Annotated in this window: 12 protein-coding genes and 3 pseudogenes; 9 read left to right on the top strand and 6 right to left on the bottom strand. The window is 65.3% G+C overall.

All coding sequences use genetic code 11. From position 1 onward, the window contains the following. Positions 1 to 203: 203 nt before the first annotated feature. The 3 genes from BM419_RS27205 (at position 204) to BM419_RS27195 (ending at position 5,483) form a co-directional block, all read left to right on the top strand. Positions 204 to 806: an acyltransferase gene (locus tag BM419_RS27205; RefSeq protein WP_091928265.1), complete on the top strand. Its 603-nt coding sequence runs from the start codon at positions 204 to 206 to the stop codon at positions 804 to 806. Positions 807 to 1,044: 238 nt separating this feature from the next. After that, a complete protein-coding gene (locus BM419_RS27200; protein ID WP_091928264.1) occupies positions 1,045 to 5,007 on the top strand; it encodes a glycosyltransferase in 3,963 nt (1,320 codons plus the stop codon). Positions 5,008 to 5,252: 245 nt separating this feature from the next. Next, complete coding sequence (locus BM419_RS27195) at positions 5,253 to 5,483, top strand: DUF6429 family protein (protein WP_091928263.1); 231 nt, start codon at positions 5,253 to 5,255, stop codon at positions 5,481 to 5,483. 21 nt (positions 5,484 to 5,504) lie between these two features. Here BM419_RS27195 and istA read toward each other — a convergent pair. Both istA and BM419_RS27185 read right to left on the bottom strand, forming a co-directional pair. After that, positions 5,505 to 7,076 (bottom strand): annotated as a pseudogene (gene istA / locus BM419_RS27190) (IS21 family transposase). 154 nt (positions 7,077 to 7,230) lie between these two features. Continuing rightward, a pseudogene (locus tag BM419_RS27185) lies at positions 7,231 to 7,838 on the bottom strand (transposase); the annotation flags it as partial. Positions 7,839 to 7,968: 130 nt separating this feature from the next. Here BM419_RS27185 and BM419_RS27180 point away from each other — a divergent pair. The 6 genes and pseudogenes from BM419_RS27180 to BM419_RS27155 form a co-directional block, all read left to right on the top strand. Continuing rightward, positions 7,969 to 9,573, top strand: a pseudogene (locus BM419_RS27180) (IS1182 family transposase); the annotation flags it as partial. 448 nt (positions 9,574 to 10,021) lie between these two features. Then, the gene (locus tag BM419_RS27175; protein ID WP_091928262.1) at positions 10,022 to 11,452 is read left to right on the top strand and encodes a mannose-1-phosphate guanylyltransferase/mannose-6-phosphate isomerase; all 1,431 of its coding nucleotides are present in this window, start codon (positions 10,022 to 10,024) and stop codon (positions 11,450 to 11,452) included. Positions 11,453 to 11,483: 31 nt separating this feature from the next. Further along, the gene (locus BM419_RS27170; protein WP_091928274.1) at positions 11,484 to 13,634 is read left to right on the top strand and encodes a glycosyltransferase family 4 protein; all 2,151 of its coding nucleotides are present in this window, start codon (positions 11,484 to 11,486) and stop codon (positions 13,632 to 13,634) included. 2,146 nt (positions 13,635 to 15,780) lie between these two features. Further along, positions 15,781 to 17,487, top strand: a complete 1,707-nt coding sequence (locus BM419_RS27165; protein ID WP_244540879.1) for a glycosyltransferase family 4 protein — start codon at positions 15,781 to 15,783, stop codon at positions 17,485 to 17,487. Then, a complete protein-coding gene (locus tag BM419_RS27160; RefSeq protein WP_091928260.1) occupies positions 17,487 to 19,532 on the top strand; it encodes a glycosyltransferase in 2,046 nt (681 codons plus the stop codon). The genes BM419_RS27165 and BM419_RS27160 overlap by 1 nt, the downstream gene beginning before the upstream one ends. Positions 19,533 to 19,543: 11 nt before the next feature. After that, on the top strand, positions 19,544 to 20,404 hold the full coding sequence (locus BM419_RS27155) for a hypothetical protein (protein WP_244540878.1): 861 nt from the start codon (positions 19,544 to 19,546) through the stop codon (positions 20,402 to 20,404). Between the two features lie 12 nt (positions 20,405 to 20,416). On the opposite strand, the gene BM419_RS27150 is transcribed toward BM419_RS27155, so the two are convergent. The 4 genes from BM419_RS27150 to BM419_RS27135 form a co-directional block, all read right to left on the bottom strand. Then, positions 20,417 to 21,378 (bottom strand): IS630 family transposase gene (locus BM419_RS27150; RefSeq protein ID WP_091928273.1). Its coding sequence is split into 2 segments (ribosomal slippage): positions 20,417 to 21,030 and positions 21,030 to 21,378, totalling 963 coding nucleotides; the frame shifts between segments, so codons are not numbered across the junction. A gap of 441 nt (positions 21,379 to 21,819) precedes the next feature. Continuing rightward, the gene (locus tag BM419_RS27145; RefSeq protein WP_091928258.1) at positions 21,820 to 22,746 is read right to left on the bottom strand and encodes an NAD-dependent epimerase/dehydratase family protein; all 927 of its coding nucleotides are present in this window, start codon (positions 22,744 to 22,746) and stop codon (positions 21,820 to 21,822) included. Next, entirely contained in the window at positions 22,733 to 23,710 is a 978-nt protein-coding gene (locus BM419_RS27140) for an NAD-dependent epimerase/dehydratase family protein (protein WP_091928257.1), read from the bottom strand. The genes BM419_RS27145 and BM419_RS27140 overlap by 14 nt, the downstream gene beginning before the upstream one ends. Positions 23,711 to 23,712: 2 nt before the next feature. Continuing rightward, positions 23,713 to 24,972, bottom strand: a complete 1,260-nt coding sequence (locus BM419_RS27135; RefSeq protein WP_244540877.1) for a class I SAM-dependent methyltransferase — start codon at positions 24,970 to 24,972, stop codon at positions 23,713 to 23,715. Positions 24,973 to 25,041 lie beyond the last annotated feature (69 nt).

Genomic DNA, 25,041 nt, shown 5'->3' with positions numbered 1-25,041 from the left:
AGAGACATCTTCAAACGCCGCTTCCGGCCCGGGGGCATCGGCGCTGCCGTCGAATGTCGACGAATTCCGATCCCGGCACGCCGATACCGTAATCCTCATGTCAGATAGCGAGCTTGCTTCCACGAATTCGATGTGCGGCCGTCCTCATCGCGACGCCGGCCGCGCCGCACCCAGGGGCGTTCGTAGATGCCGCAGAGCAAATTATGTCTTTGAATATCTTTGACAAAGGGAAAAATAATGTTGTCGACATTGATTCACGGGATCAGCACAGCCAGGCGGGAAAGATCTACGTCAACGGCGACAACAACTACATCCGCATAGGCAGGGGCTGCGTGTCCGACAAGGACATGCACATCGTCATCGAGTCGAACTGCCGGTTCGACGTCGGCGAGGACGTGCGGCTGTCGATGGCCAACATCTATATCGGCCCCGGCTCGGTGCTGCGCATCGGCGACCGGACCGGCTTCACCGGGCTCGTCCATCTCAACCCCGTCGAGGGGAAGGCGATCGAGATCGGCACAGACTGCTCGATCGCGTCGGGCGTCTGGATGACGACGAGCGACTTCCACTCCATCGTCACCCGGGACACCGGCGCTCGGCTGAACCCGGCCAAGCCTGTCCGGGTCGGCAACCACGTCTGGATCGCCAATCAGGCCACGCTCCTCAAGGGCACGGTCATCGGCGACAACGCGATTGTCGGCGCGCACGCCGTCGTCACCAGGACGGTGCCGGCGCATTGCGTGGCCGCCGGCAACCCCGCGCGAATCGTGCGGGAGAACGTGACGTGGCGGTCCGACTTGATTTGACCGCACCGGCGGGTCGCCCGGGACGTGGGGCAGGTAGTGACGTTGTTTACCCCGCGCGCGCGTTCCGTTAGGGCGATGGCCGTCGGCGCGGCACTTTGCCCGGCGCGCCGAGACGCCTTCGATCCAGCCCGCGCGAACACATGCTCACCCGAGCTTCAGGCCTCGAATCCAGTGCCGATTGCGACATGCCCTCCGACGGCGATCGGCGGCCGTCGCGCGACAGAACGGGCGCCGCGCGTTGAAGCGGATCCGCGGCCTGTACCATCGCTGGGCACGCTCTGGCCCGGTCCGCGCGAGCGGCAACCCGCTGATCCGGCTGGCGGCCCGCCGGGGCCTGCCGGCGGCGGACGATCTCGTCACCGAGGACGCGCAGATCGCCGCCCTGGCTCCAAACTTTGACACGGCGTTCTACGCGAGCTGGTACGGGATCGCGGCCGACCCGGTGCGCGACTACCTCGTCCACGGCTGGCGCGCGGGCCGCGACCCGCGCCCCGACTTCGACTCCGCCGCCTACCTCGCCGCCCATCCCCACATCGCCCGCGCCGGAATCAACCCGCTCCTGCACGCCCTCGCGCGCCGACGCGGCAGGGCGGGCGGGGAGGGGGAGGCGGCCGCCCTGCCGAGGCCCGACACGGCCGAGGCCCACCGCCTCGCCCGTCGCCTCGTCGACGGCGCCTTCTACCTCGCTGGCAACCCCGACCTTGCCGCCGCCGGCGTCGACCCGGTCGACCACTACATGGCCTCGGGCTGGCGCGAGGGCCGCGAGCCGGCGCCGCAATTCGACACCCTGGCCTACTGCCTCACCCGCGGGATCACCTTCGCCACACAGAACCCGCTGGTGCACTACGTCCTCCACGGCGGATCGGCCCGCCCCGACCCGGAGGCCGCGCTCGCCCTGCGGATCGAGACCCTCGCCCCCTACTTCGACGCCGCCCATTACCGGCAGCGCCTGCCCGGACCGCAGGCCGAGGCGCTGGCCGATGCCTCGGACACGGCGTTGCTGCGCCACTACGTGGCGGAGGGCTGGCGGGCGCGGATCGGCCCGCGGCCGGACTTCGACCCGGCCGGCTACGTGCAGGCGCGGGCCGGCAGCCGGGCGGTCGCGGACGACCCGTTCTTCCGCTACGTCGCCGAGACCCGGCTGACGGGGGCCGAGCCGTTCGCGGGGCCGCACCGGCTGAACCTACCGGCGGTGGACGCGGCGTGGTACCGGGCGACCTATCCGGACGTGGGCGGGCGCGAGCCGTTCCTGCACTTCGCCGAGGCGGGCTGGCGGGAGCTGCGCGATCCCGGGCCGGGGCGCTCGACGCTGGCGGCGCTGCTGCGGGTCTGCGGGCTGCAGCCGGCGCGGGCGCCGGTGGAGGACACGGGCTGGCTGGGGGCGATCGGGCGGGAGACCCTCGACCGGGACGCGCTCCTGGACCTGCAGGCGCGGCTGGTGGCGGGGCATTTCGACCACGGCTTCTACCGGGCGCGCTACGGCCTGTCCGAGGCGGAGGACGCGGTGCGCGACTACTGCGACACCGGCTGGAAGACGGGCCGCAATCCCCGACCCGACTTCAACGGCTGGGCCTACCGCGCGCACCACCCCTCTGCGGAAGCGACGGGCATCGCGCCCTTCGTCCACCACCTAGCCCGGGCCCTGCTGCGGGGCGGCGACCTCGCTGGCGAGGCCTTCGATCCGCGGTACGGCGCGCTGCCGGCCGAGGAGGACGCGGAGCTGTTAGAGCAGGGCCGCCTGATCGAGCCGTTCTTCGACGCGCCCTGGTACATCAAGCGCTACCCCGACACGCGCGGCTTCGAGAACGGCCCGGTGATCCACTTCCTGTCCCACGGGCAGGAGGAGGACCGCGACCCGAGCAAGACCTTCTCGACCCGGTTCTACCGCCGGGCCTACGGCCATCTGCTGGGTCCCGGGGAGTCGCCGTTCCTGCACTACGTGCGCACCGGCCGGGCCGCCGGGCTGATGGGCTGCCCTGAGGATCTCGGCACCTACCCGCCCATGGAAGCCCCGCCCGCCGACGCGTGGGACCGCCTGCCCCGCGCCCTGCCCATCGCGCAGGCCCGCGTCGTCGTCATCGTCCCGGTCTACAAGGGCCGCGGCGAGACCCTGCGCGCCATCCATGCCTGCCTGTCGGCGCCCCAGGCCACCCCCTTCACCCTGCTCGCCGTCAACGACCGCTCCCCCGACCCGGAACTCACCGCGGAGCTCGCCGCCCTCGCCGCCCGCGGCCTGTTCCACCTCGTCGAGAACGAGCGCAACCTCGGCTTCGTCCGCTCGGTCAACCGCGCCCTCGGCCTGCGCCAGGGCCGCGCCGTCGTCCTGCTCAACTCCGACGCTGAAGTCTTCGGCGACTGGCTCGACCGCCTCGTCGCCCACGCCGAACCTCAGGCAGATCCTCAGGCAGCCCCTCGGGCCGGGTCCGGCGGGGAGGCGGGGGCGGGAATGGGCGCGGGGCTGCCCGTGGGCAGCGTCACGCCCTTGTCCAACAACGCCACGATCTGCTCCTACCCGCGCTTCAACGCCAACAACACCATGCCGCTCGAGATCGCCCGGCCCGACCTCGACCGCGTGGCCGCGCAGGTCAACCGCGGCCGCGCCGTGCCCGTGCCCACCGGCGTCGGCTTCTGCATGTACATGACCGCCGCCGCCCTCGACGCCGTCGGCGACCTCGACGCCGAGGCCTTCGGCAAGGGCTACGGCGAGGAGAACGACTGGTGCCTGCGCGCCACCAAGGCCGGCTTCGTCAACCTGCTCGCCGAGGACGTGTTCGTCCACCATGCCGGCCAGATCTCGTTCGGGCTCGACGCGGGCGGCGAGTACGTCCAGGGCCAGGCGGCGCTGCTGGCCAAGCACCCCGACTACCCGGCCCGGGTCGGGCAGTTCGTCCAGGCCGATCCCGGCCGGCGCGGGCGGGCGCGGCTCGACCGGGCGCGGCTGGCCCGGCACTTCTCGGGGCGGGCGCTGCTGTACGTGACGCACAGCTGGGGCGGGGGCATCCAGCGGCACATCGACGACATGGTCGCGCAGGCCCGGGCCGAGGGCCTGAGCGTGGTGCTGCTGCAGATCGACCGGACCCGCAACCTCGAGGTCCACGTCGCCTATCGCGGCCCCGAGTTCCTGTACCTGCCCAACCTCGACAGCCTGTACCTGCCGCGCGACGCGGCCGAGCTCGCCGACTTCGTCGGGCAGCTGGCGCCGGTGCTGATCCACGTGCACTCGCTGGCGGGGCTGCGCTGGGGCGCGGCGCGGGCGCTGATGGAGGTGGTGGCGGGCGCGGGGCGGCCCTACGCGTGGACGCTGCACGACTACTCGCCGGTGTGCCACCGCAACCACCTGGTGCAGCCGGACGGGCGCTACTGCGGCCTGGCGCCGGTCAGCGAGTGCCGGTCGTGCCTGGCGGTGGACGCGGACGGGTTCGAGGAGCCGGATCCGGGCGAGCGGCGGGCGGCGTTCGGGGCGTTCCTGGCCGGCGCCGCGCGGGTGTTCGCGCCGTCCTCCGACACGGCGGCCCGGATCCGGGCGGTGTACCCGGACCTCGCCGTCACGGTGCGGCCCCATGTCGAGCCGGAGCGGTCGGTGCGCTCGACCGCCCTGCAGCGGCCCGGCCGCGTCCGCCGCGTCGCCGTGCTCGGCGCAATCAGTCTCCCCGAGGGCGGGCTGCTGCTGCAGGCGCTGGCCACCGACGCGCGCAAGCGGGACCTGCCACTGCACTTCACGATCGTGGGCTACTCGGACCCGGCCCTGACAGGCGGCCTTGAGCGCGCCGGCGTCATCGAGACGGGGCGGTACTCGACCGACGATCCGACCCTCGACCGGGTTGCCCGGGCGGCCCTCCAGATCGCCGAGACCGGCCGCAACTGGGAGGACGACGAGACCCTCGACCTCGTCACCCAGGTCTCGGCCGATCTGGTGCTGCTACCGTCGATCTGGCCTGAGACTTACTCGTACACTCTATCACTGGCGCTACGCACCGGCTTACCGGTGGTGGCTTTCAAGCTCGGAGAGCCGAGCGAGCGGCTAAGGGCCTACCCGAACGGCAACCTCCATCTCCTGCCCTACGTTATCGCCGCCAACCCAGCCGCCTTCAACGACCAGATGCTGGCCATTAAACTCTCTGCAAACGGACGGATATCAGGGCCGATCCATGCTACCGAAGATAACAACCCGCCCCACGAATATTATAGCTTTAAATCTTGACGTTCTCATCAGATTGACTGAGCGTCTACGCTCAAAATCAGCATTAATGAATTGGAGTAAATGCAATTTGGGGATGGTCGAATATTTAATAATTACGATCATTTTGAATATGAGCCAGGCCGGAACATTGGTGCACGAGGCATAGGAACGTACCGGCTCTTGTCTGTACATTCAGTGGCTCGATCAATTGTAACCGATCGGTTAGCACCTCGCTCGGTCTGAGCGCGACGTGCTAATCTGCTCGGATGTCGGTCGACGAGGAGCGCATCGACGAGGTGGTGCTCGCCCTTTTGTGGCTGACGCTCCACGACGAGCGTCGGGCCTGGAAGGGCTTTGACTGGGCCGTGCTTGGCCGTCTCCACGCCAAGGGGCTCATCGCCGATCCAGTCGGACGCGCCAAGTCGGTGGTGCTGACCGATGAGGTATTGCGCCGCTCCGAAGCGCTGTTCCAGACCCTGTTCACACGGTCCGACTAACCTGCCAGGGCCGCGGCGATCTCAGGCGACCGCTTGGAGCTCGGGTGTGCTCGGGCAGTGGAAGTAGCGCGGGCCGCGTAGGTTGGGGTGGAGCATCAGTGGGACGGCCTCGGCAGGTGGGGCTGCGCGGTTGGGGCCATTGGCCAGGATCGAGGCGATGCTCTTGTAGTTGAGCGCGCCGAGCGCCACGGCTCGTGCCGAGGCGGCCTCCGCCCGGCCGAGGTCGAGCCCCCGGTAGAGGCGCAGGATGCCCAGACAGGTACGGAAGCCCTGCTCGGGATGAGGCCGGTCGTGGAGGATGGCGATGACCAGCCCCTACGTCTCCGGCCCAATGCCGCGCGCCCAACGCCGGAAGCGCTCGGGGCTCCACTCGGCGTAGCGGCGATGGGCGCTGGGCATATGGTCGGGATCGGTGCCGTGCCGCCGTCCGGTGTAGCGGCGTTCGTGGGCAGCAACGCGCTGACCGCGATGGAACACCTCGACGGTGCGCACTGTCAGGCGGACGTCGACCTGCTCGCCGATCAGGGCGTGGGGCACCGAGTACAGGAAGCCGCCTGCCTCGACGTAGTAGTCGAGATTGACCCGAGCCAGCCGCCACTCGGCGAAGGTGTAGTCCTGCTCCGGCAGCGGCCGCAGCGCCGCGAGCTCGATCGCCTTAAACAGGGCGCGGCGCGTGGTGCCGGGCCGGCGCACGCAGTAAGCGTTGATACGCTCCACCATCGCGGCGATGGCGGCATTGCGCTCGGTCAGGGAGAAGAACGTCTGGCGCCGCAGCCAGCCCAGGATGTAGCTCTGGGCGAAGCGCACGCCGGCCTCGACCTTGGCCTTGTCGCGCGGCTTGCGGGGCCGGGCCGGCAGGACGCCGGCGCCGTAATGTTCGGCCGCCATCCCGTAGGAGCGGCGGAGCTCGGGATCGTAGAACGACGCCTTGTGGACCCCGCTCTTGAGGTTGTCGGGCACGACTAGGCGGGGGACGCCGCCGATGAAGCGGAACAGGCGGACATGTGCGCCGATCCAGTCGGGCAGCGTCTGCGTCCAGGCCGCCTCGGCGTAGGTCAGGCTCGACGCGCCGAGCACCGCCACGAAGATCTCGGCCTCGCGCACGATGCCAGTGGCCGGATCGACCATCCCGACCTTCTTGCCGGAGTAGTCGACGAAGACCTCGTCGCCGGCGGCATGGTGCTGACGCGTCACCGGGTTAAGCCGGCGCTCGAAACCCCCGTAGAGATCGCAGAACCGGAAGTAGCCGTAGCCCTCCGGATGGGCCTCCCGGCACTCCTCCCATAGCAACTTCAGGTTGACCCAGGGGCGGCGCATCTCCTGGATCAGGCACGGCCAGTCCGGCTCGGGCAGGCGGCGCAAGCCCTGCTTCACCCCGGCCCGGGCAAACAAGCGCTGCTCCAGCACCGCGTCGGTGACCTCGGGGCCAAGCGGCCAAGTCAGGCCGGCAGCGCTCGCTCGGGCGAGGTTGTCCTGCACGGTCGAGCGGGCGATGCCCAGCGTTCGTCCGATCTCTCGCGAACTCACCCCGTCGCGGGCGAGACGCAGCATCTGTTTGATCTGTCGCTTGGTCAGCTCTCTCCTGGCCGGCATCCCGCTCTCCTCGTGGTCGAGGACAGGGATGCCGCGGTTGCTGACCTGCGGGGATGATCCGTAGGCGATATCGGCTACGGGGTGGCCGGCTTCATCTCGGAATGGTGGCCGACATCGAATCGGAACGCTGGCCGGCTTCCGTCGAAATCCGCAGGTTGGGCGCGACTGGAAAGGTGTGACCGCTGTATGTGTTCCGCCGGAAGCGCCGCGGCTGGCGGGCCACGCGCCGCCGGCCGGCCGCCACACCCTGCTCACGCAGTTCGTGGGTCATGCGCGGGCTACTGTGCGTCTCGTGCGAGAGCGTGAAGGCGGACCGGACATCGGCTCGGCAGCACGAAATCCTCGCGCTGCAGAGCCGAGGCTGGACGATTTTCCAGGCAAGATAGCCGCTTGGGCTGACGGCGAGGACCTTGCACAGACGCGCGACGGGGAGGTGCTTCTTCGCCGCGCCGATGAGGCGGAACCTCATCGACTTCCCTCCTTGGCGAAAAAAGCTGTGGCCCGCTTCAGGATCTCTCGTTCCTGGCGCAGCACCTCGTTCTCACGGCGCAGGCGCTTGAGCTCGGCGGCCATGTCCTCCTGCCGATCGGCCGGCGGGTGGTCCATTTCCCGCTCACGGCCGACCGTCGATCCAGTTGCGCAGCGTCGAGAGCCCGACGCCGAGATCGGCGGCTACCTCCCGGCGGGACCGTCCACTCATCCGGGCCAGTCACACCGCCTCAGCACGAAACCCGGGGTAAAGGTCTGCTCCCGGTCTGCCATCGTAACCCTCCTCCTTCAGGAAAAGAGCTCTCCACTTTCTCGATACTGCTGGCGAATTGGGTGAATCGGTTTGAGATGATGGGCGTTTCCGGATCATGGCGCAGAGCGCGCCTTGTCCGGGAGATCGAGAATGTCTCTCCATCCCAAACCCGATTTCGGCGTCCCGCACGAGACCGCGGCCGTCGCCCGTGCCGCATTCCCACGCGGTCATGCCTATCTCAGGCTGCGGGATGCTCTCGGTCCGATCTACACGGATATCCAGTTCGCTGGCCTGTTCGCACGCGTCGGACAGCCCGCGGCCTGCCCCTGGCGGCTGGCGCTGATCACGCTGCTGCAGTTCTCCGAGAACCTGTCCGACCGCCGTGCGGCCGATGCCGTACGGGCTCGCATTGACTGGAAGTACCTGCTCGGCCTCGACCTGACCGATCCCGGTTTCGACGCCTCGGTCCTGAGTGAGTTCCGCTCCCGCCTCGTGGCCGGCGAAGCCGAGGCCCTGCTGTTCGACACCCTGCTCACCCTCTGCCGCGAGCGCGGCCTCTTGGCCAAGCGTGGCCGCCAGCGCACCGACGCGACCCATGTCCTCGGTGCGGTCCGCAGCCTCAACCGCCTCGGCTGCGCCATCGAGACCTTGCGGGCCGCCCTGAGCGCCCTGGCTGCCGCCGCGCCGGACTGGCTACGGGCCCATACGGATCCGAGCTGGATCGAGCGCTACGGCCGTTCCATCGACGACTTCCATATCCCGCAGGGCGAGACGGCGCGCCGCGCCTGCGCGGAGGCGATCGGTGACGACGGGCACCGGTTGCTTGCAGCCGTCGACGCCAAGGCTGCACCGGGCTGGCTGCGCAACGTCCCCGCCATGGTGGTCCTTCGCCGCGTCTGGCTGCAGAACTTCCACGTCGCCGAACCACCGACCGAAGGCTCGCAGGGAGACCGGCGGATCCGCTGGCGGACGGAGGCCGAGGGCATCCCAGCGGCCCTGGTGATGGTCGCATCACCCTACGATCCGGACGTGTACTACGCCAAGAAGCGCGCGACCACGTGGATCGGTGACACCGTCCACCTGACCGAGACCTGCGACGACGCCCAGCCACCGCTGATCGTCCACGTCGCGACGACAGCGGACCCGATCGTGGACTGGGCGGTGCTCGACCCGTTGCACGCGGCGCTGGCGACGAAGGGCTTGCTGCCGGCACGCCATCTCGTCGACGCCGCCTATATCGACGCCGACGGTCTCGTGGCCGCCGCGCGTGATCATGACGTCGTCCTGATCGGACCGGTGTCGAAGGACAACCAGTGGCAAGCGCGTACCGAGGGCGCCTTCACCATCGAAGCCTTCCACCTCGACTGGGATCGGAAGATCGCGACCTGCCCGGCGGGACATGACAGCCGGAGTTGGCATCCCAATTACAACCTCGGTCGCACGGTCATACGGATTCGGTTCGCGGCACAGCACTGCTGAGCCTGCAGCCTGAAGCCTCGCTGCACCCGCTCGCAGCGCCGTCTGCTGACCCCGCGCTCGCGTGAGGAACATGATGCGCTCGTCGCGGCGCGGGCACGAGAGACCTCGTCGGCCTTCGCAGTTGACCGGCGACGGCGCGCTGGCATCGAAGGAACGCTCTCACGCGGCATACGTGGGATGGGCCTGCGTCGCAGTCGCTATCTCGGTCTGGGCAGGACGCATCTGCAGCACCTGCTGACGGAGACGGCGATCAATCTCGGCCGCCTTGCCGCCTGGATCGGCGACACCCCCGCTGGCCGAACCCGACGCTCGGCATTCGCTCGCCTCATGGCTCAACCCGCGGGCGCGCAGGAGTTCGCCAGCAGTATCTTTCTCGAGGCAAGTCCAAAAACAGTCTGTACTGGTAAAGAGATGATCACCGGCCCGGGTGACGCACCCGATGGCACAACCTGACGAGGAATAGTCAGCAGCTCCTGCCTTGTCATGCAGCCCGTGCCATCCGCGCTATCGAGAGCGTTTCAGGCCATTGCGGCAGAAGTGTGAAAGCGATGAAAGTTCAAGGGAGCAAAGAAAACGCGGGCAGGATTGTTATATGGCTTCCGCAACGATATGCGCAAACCCGGCAATGGGTGGCCGGTGACGTGCCGTACCTTATGAGCCCTTTCCAATCAGCCGAGGCCGCGCCCTCGTTTCAGTCTGACGAGCCTTCTCGGGAGACGTCGCCATGTCCCGACCTTCGATCCAGATCCACCCGATGATCCTGTGCGGAGGGACGGGGACGCGGCTGTGGCCGGCGTCGCGGGAGAGCATGCCCAAGCAGTTCGCCCGGCTGGTCGACGCCGAGCGCTCGACCTTCCAGGCGACGCTGGCGCGGGTGTCGGACGCCACCGTCTTCGCGACGCCCACCGTCATCGCCTCGGCCGAGGCCCGCTTCATCGTCGCCGAGCAGCGCGACCAGCTCGGTCTCTCCGCCGACATCCTGCTCGAGCCGCAGGGCCGCGACTCCGCCGCCGCCGTGGCGGTCGCAGCCCTGCACGCCGCCGCCAGCGACCCGCAGGCCGTGGTGCTGATCATGGCCGCCGACCACGTCGTGCCCGACACGGCGGCCTTCGTGGACGCCGTGCAGCGCGCGGCCGCCGGGGCGCGCGCCGGCTACACGATGACGCTCGGCATCGAGCCCGACCGGCCGGCCACCGATTACGGCTACATCCGCCGCGGCGAGCCGATCGCCGAGGCCCCGGGCGCGGCCCGCGTCGCCCGCTTCGTCGAGAAGCCCGACCGGGCCGGCGCCGAGGCGCTGATCACCGACGGCGCCCTGTGGAACTCGGGCTACTTCCTGTTCCGCGCCGACCTGATGCTGGCCGAGCTGGAGGCGTTCGTCCCCGCGGTGCTGGCGGCCGCGCGCGCGGCCCTGGAGGCGGCGGTGACCGACCTCGACTTCGTGCGCCTCGACGCGGCGGCCTTCGCCCAGGCGCCGAAGATCTCGATCGACTACGCGGTGATGGAGCGGACCGCCCGGGCCGGCGTGCTGCCGGTGTCGTTCGCGTGGTCGGATGTCGGCACCTGGGACGCGGTCTGGCAGGTGCTGGACCATGACGAGGCCGGCAACGCCGTGCGCGGCCGGGTGTCGCTGATCGGCACGAAGAACAGCCTCGTGCACAGCCAGGGCGAGGGCCTGACCGCGGTGGTGGGCCTGGAGGACGTGGTGGTGGTCTCGACCCCCGACGCGGTGCTGGTGGCCTCCAAGGCGCATTCGGGCCAGGTGAAGGAGCTGGTCGGCGCGCTGCGGGCCCGCGGGGAGCCGGAGGCGGACGCGCATCTGCGGATGTACCGGCCCTGGGGCTGGTACCAGCGGATCGACATCGGCGAGCGCTTCCAGGTGAAGCGGATCCAGGTGGTGCCGGGCGGGCGGCTGTCGCTGCAGAAGCACTACCACCGGGCGGAGCACTGGGTGGTGGTGCGCGGCACCGCCGAGGTGACGATCGACGAGCGGGTGGTGCTGGTCCACGAGAACGAGGCGGTCTACCTGCCGATCGGGTCGATGCACCGGCTGGCCAACCCGGGCAAGATCCCGCTGGAGCTGATCGAGGTCCAGGTCGGCTCCTACACCGGCGAGGACGACATCATCCGCGTCGAGGACATCTACGGACGCTGAATATCCAAAACACCGCAAACAGGAAAAAAGAATGCTTAATCGAGTCTTCTCACCCAAAAATCCGCTAAGCTCTAATAAAATGAACAAAGGTTCTACTGTAGTTGGACATGTAGACTCTTATGACCGCGGGGAAGTTAAGGGTTGGGTCTACAATAACTCAGCCCAAGATGAGAATTGCACAGTAGTTATTTATCACAAAAATCAGCTGCTCGCGCGAGCCATTGCAAACATTGGCCGTCCGGACGTTTTGCAAGCCGGTCACTCAACAGCTAATTGCGGATTCTCAATTTCAATCCCAAAAATTTTCGGAAGAGCGATTCCGGAAGTCCGGGTTTATGAAGAAAAAACTGGCGTAGAATTGAAAGGGAGCCCGATTTCAAGCGCAAACACAGCCAGCACAAATCATATTTTTGATTTATCCGACTTAGTGTATTACCTTGCGCATCATGACAATCCATCTGGCATCCAGCGAGTAGTGCTTTCGACGATCTCATCTTTGATAGAGCTGGACGAGAAAAAAGACCACGAAGTGCGATTTGCCTACTTTAATAATGAGAGTCTAAATTTTAGGGAAATACCGTACTCCAGTTTTTTGCAGCTTTTGAGTGATTTAAAAGCATCAATCGGAGATCGTGTGCTACCTATTGGCAGAGGAGACGTCGATAATCTTCTGAAAGCACTCGGCGCCTCATCACAACCCATCGCCTCCGGCCCGAACTCGACGATTGTTATGCTTGGAGCCGCCTGGGTGTTCCCAGAGTACTTCACAGCGGTCAGAAATCATAAGCAAAAGGGGGGCAAATTCTGCTGCTTGATACACGACCTGATACCCATCAAAATGCCGAGCATGTGCGACAAAGGCACAGCTGAAATATTCAAGTTTTTCATCAGAAGAGTCTGTCTGTTTGCGGACGTGATCTTTACAGTCTCAGCATATACAGCGAAGGATCTCGAGGAATTCATCACGAAACAGCGCCTGCCTCATCGCGAAATCATTGTACTACAGAACGGCGACGGCTTCTCAGGAGACGATATCACGGCGAATGTTCCGGATTACTCCCTCCCGCAACAACCATATGTGCTTTACGTTTCCACAATCGAAGGGCGAAAAAACCACCGAATACTTCTCGACGTATGGCAGACACTGCGGGCAGAGAGCGTAGACGTGCCTCAGCTGGTCTTCGTAGGGCGAGTCGGATGGCGTGTCGAATCTTTAATCGAACAAATGCATGAATCAAATATGCTCGACGGAAAACTCCGAATTATGAGCAACGTCACGGACGCACAACTTTTCGATTTATATAAAAATTGCTTATTTACAGTGTACCCCAGCTTGTACGAAGGATGGGGGCTGCCAGTTAGTGAAAGCTTATCTCTTGGGAAAGTGTGTGTTGCTTCAAATAGAACGTCTATTCCTGAGGTTGCTAGAGGAGCCGCGATACTGTTCGACCCAGACAATGCAGAAGAACTTCTTGCGATAGTCAAAGACCTTTGCACAAAGAAGGGGAAGCTTCAAGAACAAGAGGCGTCGCTCAGACAAAAATTCACGCCTATCACGTGGAATGATGTTGCAACTCGCCTGATCGTCGGCCTAAACCGGGCAGCAGAACTAACCCCAGATAATATTTTCACGGCTGACCTTAATACCGAATATACATTCCGAACTCTAACATACTTAGATTCCAACGTAGCGCATGGCCATGAAGTTGACCGGCATGCCCGATCTTTCTCTAGCCCTATCCTGACGGACCGGCCGATTGGGATAGACAATTATATAAAATCAGATCTCTTAATGGGCGGAACGGGGTGGTACCGTAGAGAGAATTGGGGTCGTTGGTCAAAATTCAACACCGACAATCGCCTTCTCTTCCGGATTAGTCATGATGATGCTGTTATCGTATACATAAAGGCTATAATAAATTCCCAAATTGTTCCAGCCAATATTACTGCTTCTGTTAACGGTCGAACCAACAAGATTTTTTCTTGCGGCAAAGAAGATCTTCTACTGGCAGTCCCTGCAAGAGGGCCTGTCATAGATATTGAGCTTAACATTTCAGGCGAAGCGCCAAAACTCGATGGCGACACAAGAATGCTTGGAATTGGATACAAATCGCTCATCGTTGTAAAGAGAAATGATCTCGAGGAACGAATGAACATACTTGAAGTAAGCGCGCTGCAGTAGCAGCATAGGTATCTTCAGCTCGGTCGGCGATCTCACGGGATCTATTTTCATTCTGTGCTGATCGTCCGCCGAGCTGTGTTTGACGATGTTGGCGTTACGTTTCTCGGCACCAATCCTATCCATAGCGCCTTTGTTATCGAGCCGCCAGAGGTGTCAAATAGAGATGCTTAAAAGTGCCCATGAGCAAGTTATAAGTCGTTAAGATATATTTTAAATCTTCATATCGAGGCATTGTATATAATTTGAGATAGAAGAGTTTTGCATCATCGGTCGTCGACATATATTAAGTAGCACTATTTTATTATTTAGAAAATTGAAATAAGCCTGTTTGGCTTGTGATCTGCAGATGAGTTTGTCGTGGAGGCAAGCAGCCCGCCATCGTCCATAACAAATGCCTAGGCGGCGGCAGCATGCCAATTACGTCAGAAGCGTTCCACGATCGAACGATGGCGTCCCAGGTGTTCACTGCTTTCGCACTGCACTGAGAGATGTGCGGTGTGGTGCTGTGTGGCCGGTGCTCACGCCGAGATCGGATATGATCCCAGTCCTGATTCTCGTAGAGCTTTTTCGATCTACGCCGCGGGAGACCAAGCCCCCGATGTGTAGGGCGTGGCAGTCTGTAGAGCGTCGCTGCCAGAATGCGACTGTCGTAGGGAATGGTCACAGTGAACGTTGGGCCGAGCGGCGCGCTTCTGGCGTATGGGATGAGATGGCCCTTCGTACCCGGCTTGCCCCGATCCGTCGGGTTCGGCCCCATTGCTTCGCCCCTTATTAGCGGGCTATCTGGCTTGTCGAGAGCAGACCGCGATGAGCCGAGTGCATTTGCATTCTAAATGCCGCTCAAGCATCACGCGGTGAAGACAATCCCAGCATATCGGAATCCGGCAGCGACATGCGAGGTGTTGAGTCACGCCCGGCCGACCCGCAAAATGCGATCCCTCCGATATCTGCCCCGGTAGCCGACCTCCGCCCAGAGTATTAGCATCGTCGGGTCGTCGGAGTCTCACCAACTCGGAACACGACACTTCCGTGAAGCTTCACCACCCTTGCTCCCACATGCTCTGCCCTTCCGGGACCGGCCAAAAGGAATTTAGACCTATTGCCGTGACCTCGCTTTGTATGTGATACGCTGTTTCATGGGCGGCATTCGTTTTCAAGCATGATTTTGTGGGCGGCCAGCTCATATTTGAATAAGCACGAACTCACTTCCTTGCAACTCCCTCTTATGTAGATATCGAGTCTGATGAAACGATGCGAGCACCGAACATCTTAATTTCTGGATCCATTGCGCACGTCGATCAACGGATTGCTGTCCTTAGGATTTCGATGAATGGATCCGGTGCAATACCGCTAAAAATTATGGAGCCTGAGGCTGTCGACCTTGTTGCTTGGTCGTTCGTTGGATTTTCTGAGCGGAAAATTATGGACCCTAGCTGCATTCTCGTTCTGGGTTGTCGGGATAGTGGCGCTTTTGATAATTTATCTTCCGTTTCGGTCTGCACACACGTTGGCGATCGATGCGTTACTTTAACGTCAGGACCGACGCCCCTTTCGCGTGATGAGGCGTCCGTCGTTGCAGAGACAGTTACATCCTCTCTGGATCCGAATTGGCTAGAGCATTTTAGTGCCCTAATCCCGCTCTTAAGCGCGGGGCTGGACACAATTTTGACGGACAGCATGTCGAGTGCGCTGAGCATCAGGCGCAGCGAGTCCGCTGACGCTTGGCTGATAAACGGAATCGATTTCATTCCGAACTGCGTGATCGTGCGATCAATGGCTGGTTACACCTGCAGCTCTATCACTTCTATTCGGTTCGATGCTCATAAAAGAGCCGCCATAACGCTCACAGCTAGCCTTCCGCTGGACACGCAGTCCATCAACGGGGCCATCCTGAGCGGGCAAGGCCGATACGCGGTAGCTCGTGTCGCCGGGGCGATGTGAGCGTATGGCGACCCAGCAGAAGCCGACCGTTCTGATTGTAGCACCGATGCCAGCGGCACCGGTGAGCGCGGGCAATCGACGGCGGCTCGTAGCGACCTCTGAAGCTCTTCGGCGCGGCGGCTTCGCAATCGATTTGGCCTATTTCCAGCATGAAGACCAGATATATCGTCGCTTTGGACAACACCCCCCGACGGATTCATCTGCGATGGCCGCAGCGTTCGATCGTGTTTTTCAGATACCCGCTGCGACAACGGTCCCGTTAAAGACGTGGACCGAAGGCTTTAGGATTGACGACTGGTGCCCACCTGAAGTTATAGAGTTCGTTGAATGGTATTTCGGTTTAAATCCGGACACTTGCGCTATCGTTGTAAATTATGTCTTCTTGTCGAGATGTCTTGAGTCAGTGCCGGACGGCGTTCTACGAATTATCGACACACATGACCGTTTCGCAGACAGGCACTTGCAATATCGGCCTTTCCGCGCCGAGCCGAATTTCTTCTACACGGACCGCGCGTCGGAAGCCGTCGGCCTGTCACGCGCGGACATGATCGTCGCGATCCAGTCGGTAGAGGCGGACTATTTCCGCGGCCTCGTCGATCGCGCCGTGTACCTGCTTCCGCCGGTCTTCGCCGAACCCGCGAAGTTTCGCGCACCCGGCCGGCTGGCCCGGTTCGGCTTCATCGGCCACGGGAACGATCCCAATCTCTTCTCGATCAGCAAGTTCGCCCACGGCTGGGCGGCGTCCTGGCGGCCGGACCTGCCCGTTCTCGTCATCGCCGGCGAGATCTGCGGGAGCCTGAACGGGCTGGACCTACCCGGCGTCCAGCTGGCCGGATATGTCGACGCAGTAGAAACTTTCTACGCGGGCGTCGACGCGGTGGTCGCGCCGATGCTGATGGGAAGCGGTCTGAAGATGAAGGTCGCCGAAGCGCTGTCGCTGGGTCGGCCGGTGATCGGCACACGAATCGCGTTCGAGGGGTTCGACACCGATCATCCCGCTCACCGATTGGACGGCGTTGCCGACACCGTCGCGGCGATCCGGCGCCTGCACGACGATCCAGACGGCCTCGGGATACTCACCGCGGCCTGCGCGGATCTGCTCACGCGCTACAACGCCAAGGCCACGACCTGCGAGGCGGCGTGGCTGAACGCGATTCCGCGCCGTTCCGCGCGAGCTGCCGGTTCGCTCGCTGCGCGCGCGCCGGACGTGTCGACCACCGTCGGGGCGGGGATCATCGTGCGGGAGGAACGCTCCCTGCGCTCCCTGCCAACCGCGGACGAGGACGGCGGGATCCTCGTGGCGACTGAGAAACCCTCGCCCGCGACCGCCCGTGAAGCCGGCTACCCGTCGGAGCGGCGGCGCTGGTTCGTGAGCCCGGAGCCGGACGGGAGCCGGCAATCTGCGGGCGCGCTGCCGGCGCTGCACGAAGGTCCGGTCAGCCTCTCCCCGGAATGGATCCACCGCCGGTCACTTCCGCGGCCGGCCCGGGAGGCGATCGCCGGCTCTCTCGGCGATGCCCAGGCCGACTGGACGGCGGACGGTTGCCTGATCGGGTACGAGGCCGATGGGCTGACGGTGGTCTCGCGCGTCCCGAGCTTCCTCGTCGCGCGGTCGCGGCCGACCGCGGCCTTCCTCCTCGGGGACGGCGAGACGGCACGGGAGTTGCGGCTGACCAGCACCGCGGCGCTGGCGCGCGCGCCCAGCCTCGCCTTCGCCGCGACTCGAGGCGCGCTGACACCTGTGCCCGCCAGTCTCACCTTCGAGCCGCTGGAGATCGACGGATCCGCCTCGCCGATCCCGGCAGCGGGCAAGACGCCGTCCCGGCCGAAGGCGGTGCTGTTTCTCAGCGATGACCTCGTGGGCCTGATCCGCTTCGCTCCGGCGCGCAACACCCGCCTTGAAGTCCAGTGATGAATAAAATCGAGGCGGTTGATCCACATTACGGGAGGCTCGCCGCGATCGCGGAGGCGCACCTCATCGGCAACGCCATCGCGCGCAACGGCCTCCGGATCGCCTTCCCTCCGGTCGCGGCGCCGGTCGTCTCGATCGTTATCGTGTCGCTCAATGCCAGCGATCTGCTGACGCTGACGCTCTATCGCCTTGCCACGCAACAGGCATTCGCGGGCGCGTCGTTCGAGCTGATCGTCGTCGACAACGCCTCCGACGCGAAAACCCAGAATGTGCTCGACCTGCTCGACGGGGCCACGGTCATCCGCAACGCGGAGAATGTCGGTTACGGCCCGGCGTGCAACCAGGGTGCCGCAGCAGCCCGCGGGCGCTACCTCCTCTTCCTCAACCCCGATGTGGAGCTGATGCCCGGCGCGATCGGCGCCCTGGTGTCCCCGTTCTCGGACGCGACCGTCGGCATCGTCGGAGCCCACCTGGTGTTTCCCGGGGGGTATCTGCAGGAGAGCGGCGCGTTCTTCCGCGACGATGCGCAGATTACCCATCCCTACGGCCGCGGGAACGCGAACCCGCTCTTGGCGGAGAGCACGTTTCAGCGCGAAGTCGGCTACGTCTCGGGTGCCGTGCTCATGGTCGAGCGCGCGCTCTTCGAGCATCTGGGCGGCTTCGACGACCTCTTTGCCCCGGCCTATTTCGAGGACACGGACCTGTGCGTCCGCTGCCATCAGGCCGGGCGGCGCGTCGTCTACCAGCCGCGAGCGAGTGCGATCCATTTCGAGAATGCCACGACGCCGGTTCGCGCCGACGTCGAGGCGCTGATCGATCGCAACCGGGTCCGCTTCCTTGAGCGGCACCGGTCATGGCTGTTCCCGCATGCGGGACCGCGTTTCGGTGATCGCACCCACAATGCCTGGGCGCTCAAGGTGCTCTACGTCGACGACGGGGTGCCCCACATCGACCTCGGCGCGGGCATGCCGCGGGCGAACTTCATCGTCGCCACCATGGCTCGGCTCGGCTATCAGGTGACCGTGTATCCGGTCTACCGCGCAGACCCGGAGATCGCGCAGCGGTACCGCGACCTGCCTGACACCGTCGAGATCCTGGATGCCGAGGAGGGGATGGGACTCGCGCGGCTGATTGACGAGCGGCAGGAGCACTACGACGTGCTCTGGGTCAGTCGCCCGCACAACATCGATCTGGTCTGCCAGATTTTCCAGAACCGCGACATGGCGCTGCGCGATTTCGCGAGGAGCCGCGTCATCTTCGATTCGGAAGCCCTGTTCTGTCTGCGCGACTTTATGGAGGGGACCCTGCAGGACGGGTACGGATTCGGCGCGCGCTTGGCGGCCTCCGCACGCCGGGAGACCCGCAACTTCGCGCAGGCGGACCATGTCGTCTGCGTCTCGGAGGCGGAGGCGCGCCTGCTACAGTACTATGGCGTGACCAACACGGCGGTGCTCGGCCACGCCTTCGCGCCGCAGGCAGAGATCACCGTCGATCTCGGCAGCCGCAGCGGCTTCGTCTTTATCGGGTCGCTGGAACACGAGAATTCGCCGAACGTCGACTCACTGATCTGGTTCCTCGAGACCGTCTGGCCGGACGTGCATCGCGCCCTGCCATGCGTGCCGTTCACTATCATCGGACAGGTCGCCCCAGATCTGCGCGCACGCCTGTCGGCACCAAACGTCACCGTGATGGGCCGAGTCCCGGACCCGACTCCGCTCCTCGACCGGGCGCGCGTCTTCGTTGCCCCCACCCGCTTCGCTGCCGGTATGCCCCACAAGGTTCACGCCGCCGTCGCGCAGGGGCTCCCGTGTCTGGTCACCCCGATCCTCGCGGAACAGCTCGGCTGGCCCGAGGGCTCCGGATACCTGACGCGGGACTGGCGCGACCCAAAAGCCTTCATCGCCGGGCTGATCCGGCTCCATGAGGATGCGGAGACCTGGCGGCGGCTGCAGCGCGCTGGGCTGGCGCAGGTGGCGCAGGATTGCTCACCCGTGGCCTACGCGGAGAAGCTCCGGTCCCTGTGCGAGGCACCGGTCTTCGCATGAGCCAGCCATCCTTGAAGCGGGCCGCGATCCGGACGCTCTCGCGCGTGGTTCGGCGCGTTGTCATAGGGCGCGTGCCGGGATTGTTCGACACGGCCTACTATCTGAAGCACAACGGCGACGTCGCGGCCTCGGGCATCGATCCTTACCTCCACTACGTCTGGCGCGGCGCCGCCGAGAACCGCGATCCCGCCGAGGACTTCGACACGGCCTTCTTTCGCAACCAGAGCGGCAAGACCCGCCTCGACCCAGTGCGGCACTACCTGCGGTTCGGTTCCGCCGCCGGGCTTGATCCGCATCCCGGGTTCAGCAGCACCTCCTACCTGATCCGGTACCCCGACGTGACGGCCTCGGGCGTCAACCCGCTGCTGCATTACCGGACGAATGGTCGGCGCGAGGGCCGGGTGGCCCAGCCGTCGGCGGCCAAGACCATGAACATCTCGGCCCTGCGCTCGGTGCCGTCCCGGCACCTGCGCAGTCTGCCGGAGGAGGGTCGTCCCTTCTCGATGACGCTGCTGCGCGCGTTCCCGGCCGGTGACACGTTCGAGTCGGTGAAGCGCTACTGCTTCCTTCTCAAGCTGACCCATGACGAGATCGCGCTGCTCGTGAACGCGTTCGACACGATGCCCACCAGCGGCCACACCGCGATCACGCTGGAGGTCTCGGCCGACACGGACGCGCGGGGCGAGGCGGAGCCCCATGACGCACGACCGAAACTCGATACGGTGCTCTTCGCCTTTGAGCACTGCTACGTGGCCGCACAGGGCGACAGCCTCCGGATCCGGTACGCCGAACTCCGGCTCTGGGATCTGCGCGAACAGGAGGCCCGGGTCGCGGAGATTTTTCCGGCCGGTGCCGTGGAATTCCGTATCTAGAGCCGTTCCCGGTCAGGTAGCGACAGCCAAGTCGTCCTCGTAGCCAGCTGCGGCGAGGTAGTTGCGGCACTCCTGCGGAGTGAAGCGCGTGAAGGCCTGGCGGATCGCCGGCCAGAGATCCGGGATCGTGCGAGCGGCCGCGCTGCGCAACAGCGCCTTCAGCTTTGCGAAGGCCTGCTCAATCGGGTTGAAATCAGGGCTGTATGACGGGAGGTAGAGCAGCCGCGCTCCTGCGGCCTCGATCGCCTCACGCACGCCCGCGACCTTGTGGGCTGGCAGGTTGTCCATGACGACGATGTCGCCCGGGTGCAGCACCAGGATCAGGGTCTCGGTGACGTAGCTGCAGAAGCGCCTGCCGTTCGTAGGACCGTCCAGCAGCGCGGTCGCGCACAGCCCGCTGGTGCGCAGGGCAGCGGTGACGGTAGTGGTTTTGTAGTGACCCTGCGGGGCTGCGAGCCGGCAGCGCTCGCCGCGTGGTGCCCAACCATAGCGCCGCGCCATGTTGGTGGCCGCTGCCGTCTCATCCAGGAACACCAGCCGATCCGGATCGAGCTCGGGCTGCGCCTCGAACCACGCCGCGCGCGCCGCCCTTACGTCGTCACGCTCCTGCTCAGCTGCATACGTCGCCCCTTTTTCCAGCTGATCCCGTGGCGGGCAAAGAAGCGCGACAGGCCGCTCGTGCTGGTCTGGACGCCCTGCTCAGCCAACCGGTCGCGCAGCTCGCGTAAGAAGAGGCGAGGCTCCTGCTCGGAGGTCATCAGGATCAGCCCAGCATGCGCCTCGATGCGCTTCGAGGTGTGATCACCGCCCATCGGCTTGGGCGCGACATGGCCCTCTTGGTGTGAGCGCTGCGACCAGCGGCTGGCGCTCGAGACACTGACCCCAAAGCGAGCCGCGGCTCGGTGGCACGAGGCACCTGCCGCCACGGCAGCCACGACACGCTCGCGTAAGTCGACGGACAGAGGTGAAGGCATCAGCATGCTCCTTCACCCGTCAACCCGCCACCCGCTAATCCGTCGCAATCAGCCCGGGACCGGCTCTAATGCGCTCACTACCAAGGATTAGCCGAGCCAAGCTTCCGGGATAATTTCCGTCGCTGCCGGGCGTGATTATCGCCAATCACATTCCCGGCTTACGAGCAGGATTGCAGGCTCTACTTGTCGTTCCCGTTGTCCGACGTGCGGCCGATACGACAGTTTGAATAGCTTATCGCGGTAATAAAAAATATACAGGCGCAATGCTCTAGAGACGAGTCAAATAATCCAAGCATTACCTTTCGGGACCAAAACTTGTCGGCATAGTAAATTTACACATACGTCAAGCTCAAAGACTCGCTTGTGCACGAACGACATACCCTCAGGACTCTGGTCGTCCGTCACGGGCCGATCAGAGGCACGGCGAGCGCGAGGGGGGTCTCAACGGCCGGCGTACTCCGCGGCGACGAGCCTGCGCAGCCCCGCTTCGAGAGCGATGCGCGGCCGCCAGCTGGTCCGATCGAGGAAGCGCGTCGAGTCGAGCATCTTGTAGGCCGCGCCTTGGAACGAGCCGGGCGGGCTCACGAGGGGCACGGACCAGTCCAGGGCGGCCAAGGCGGCCCGCGCCACCGCCTCGACGGTGACGGGCGTATTGGCGGCGCAGTTGAGGATCTCGTTGTCGAACGCCCGATCGGCCGCCAGGATCGCGTCGATCTGGTCGTCGACGTACAGCACCTCACGGACGGTCTGCGGGTTGCCCCAGACCTCGAACTGCTGCGCGCCCGCTGCCTTCTCCCGCACCGCCCGGTCGAGCAGGGCTCCGACGAAGTGGCTGCGATCGGAGGCCTTGTTGTCGTGCGGTCCGTACAGGGTCGCCAGCACGCAGTGCAGGAAGGTCAGGCCGTACTGGTGCGCGTAGGCCGCCGAGCCCGTCGCCAGAACCTGCTTGGCGAGCCCGTAGCCGATCACGGACGGGTGCGTCGGTCCCTGGCCGAACCGCGCCTCGGGGAGCGGCTCCGCCGATTCCGGATAGGTGCAGGACGAGCCCGTGGAGACAAGCTTGGCCTGCGGCTGGAACAGCCGCCAGGCCTCGAGGACGTTCAGGTGGACCCGGGCGTTGATCGCCAGGAGTTCGCCCTGGATGTCGTACTGCACCGCGCCGGTGCGCTGGCGGGTCACCACGTGGAAGATCCGGCCGGCCGGCGGCGCCGCGCGCAGCGCCCGCTCGACATTCGCCCAGTCGGAGAGGTCGCCCGCCGCGCGGCCGATCCCGACGACCTCGCGGCCCTCGGCCCGGAGCCGCGGGACGAGGTTGCGCCCGAGGAAACCGTCCGCCCCGATGACGATGTCGCGCTCAGGCCCCGGCATGGTCAGCCCTCCCGCGATAGGCCTCGCGATACCACGCGATCGTCGGCCGCAGCCCGTCCGCGAGTCCCGTGAAGCTCGACAGCCCGAAGCGCTCCCGCAGCCGCCGGTTGGTCGAGCGGCGGGCGAGCACGCCGTGCGTCGCCGTGTCGGGGGCGTGCACAGGCCGGTCCTCCCCGGCCACCTCCAGGATGGTTCGGGCGAGGTCGAGCAGAGTCGTGGTCTCGCCGCGACAGAGGTTGAGCGCGTCGCTCGTCTCCCGCATCTCCAGAGAGCGGGCGAACACGTCGACGACGTCGCCGACGTAGATGAAGTCTCGCTCGACCAGCGGGTTGCCCTTGATCTCGAAGCGCTCTCCCGGTGCCAGCGCGCGCATCACGAAGGCCGGCAGGACGTGCGCCTTGCGCGGATCCGTCGAGTCGTGGGGACCGTAGGGGTTGCTCAGGCGGAAGCTGATCGTGTGGATGCCGTAGCGCTCGGCGTGGAGGTCGGCGATCACCTCGGACCAGCGCTTCGACCAGGCGTAGAAGGCCTCGTTCCGGTTGGGCGGCGCGTTGAGGTCGACAGCCTGCGCGTCGTCGAGGGGATCGCAGGCCGCCGGGTAGACCGCGACGCTCGAGGCCGCGCGCACCTCGCGGATGCCCTTCGTCAGGCAGAACCGGTAGAGGCGGTTGGCGATCTCGGCGTTGCCGGTGAGCAGGTCGCTTTGCGCCGTCTCGAACTTGTCGGCGTCGTAGCGCTGCGCGGCGACGTTGACGACGATCGCGTCGGCGGGGACCGACAGTGCCTCCAGGGCGTCGAAGCGCGCGGCCTCGGTCGCCCCCGGCACCGACTGGCCGGAGGGGCTGACCGCGATCAGCCGCGGCACGCGGCCGGCGAGATGCGCGACGAGGTTGCGGCCGACGAAGCCGGACGCACCGACGACGACGACGGTGTCGGGCACCGTGGACAAGGGGAGGGCGGCCACGCTCAGACCGCCTTCGGCAGGTCGGCGGCGGTGATCACCTTGAGTTCCGGCACCGGAACAATGAAGGCGCCGCCGTTCTCGAGGTAGCGGCGCTCGCGCGCCAGGAACTCGTCGATGAAGTTCCAGGCGAGCACCAGGTAGGCGTCGGGCGCGGGCACGCTGCCCTCCTCGACGATCGGGATGCGGGCGCCGGGGATCAAGCGGCCGAACTTCAGCGGATTCTTCTCGGCCGCGACCTGGACCAGTCGCGGGCCGATGCCGAAGGCGTTGAGCAGCGTCGCGCCCTTGGCCGGGGCGCCGTAGGCGTGGACCGTCTTCCCCTCGGCGTGCATCCGCTCCAGCAGGTCGAGCAGTGCCGTCTGCAGGCGCCGGACGTTCTCGGCGAAGCCGACATAGGTCTCGAACTTGCCGTAGCCGCGGGCCTCCTCGTCGGCGCGCATGCGCTTGACCGCGTCGCTGACCGGGTGGGCGCCGGGGAAGCCGACATGCGCCTCGAGGGACCCGCCATGGACCGGGACGACGCTGACGTCGAAGACTTCCAGGCCGTGGCGCGCGAACAGCTGCTCCAGGGAGCGGAGCGTGTAGTAGCACAGGTGCTCGTGGTAGATCTGGTCGAAGGCGGTGTTCTCGATCATGCCCCCCAGGTAGATCGCCTGCACCACGAACACGCCGTCCGGGTTGAGCAGCGTGACGATGCCTCTCACGACGCTGTGCAGCTCCTCCAGGTGGAAGAAGACGCCGGCGGCGGTGATCAGGCTCGCCGGCCCGTCCTGCGCGCGGACGATCTCGGCGGTCTCCGCGTTGAAGAAGCGATTCAGCGTCGGCACGCCGGCGGCGCGGGCCAACTCCACGACGTTGGAGGCGGGCTCGACGCCGCAGCGGCGCAGGCCGAAGGGCTCGTACTGCCGAAGCCACGTGCCGTCGTTGCTGCCGATGTCGACGACGAGGTCCTGCGGCCCGAGGCCGTACCGCTCCACGAGCCGGGCCGCCGTCTGGCGGAAATGCTCCACCAGCGTCTTCGTCGTGCCCGAGACGTAGGGGTAGTCGCTGAACATGCTCTCCTTCGGGATCGTGTGATCGATCTGGACGAGCGTGCAGTCGCGGCAGAAGCCGGCGCGCAGGGGGAAATGCGGCTCGCAGCGATCCGCGAGTTCCGGCGGGATCAGGCGGTTGCAGTGCGGCTGATCGGTCAGGTCGAGGAACAGCTTGACATCGCGTTCATCGCAGACGCGGCATGCCATGGCGAGTTTCGTTCCCGTCATCCTACGACCTGTGACATCCGCGGCGCGAGGCTCTACGACCCCTCGAGGCTTATCGGCTGAGGCAGGGCA

This window comes from Methylobacterium sp. yr668, assembly GCF_900116245.1.
GTDB lineage: Bacteria > Pseudomonadota > Alphaproteobacteria > Rhizobiales > Beijerinckiaceae > Methylobacterium.
Note: the sequence above shows the minus strand (reverse complement) of the source record. Positions and strands in the feature narration are given on the sequence as shown.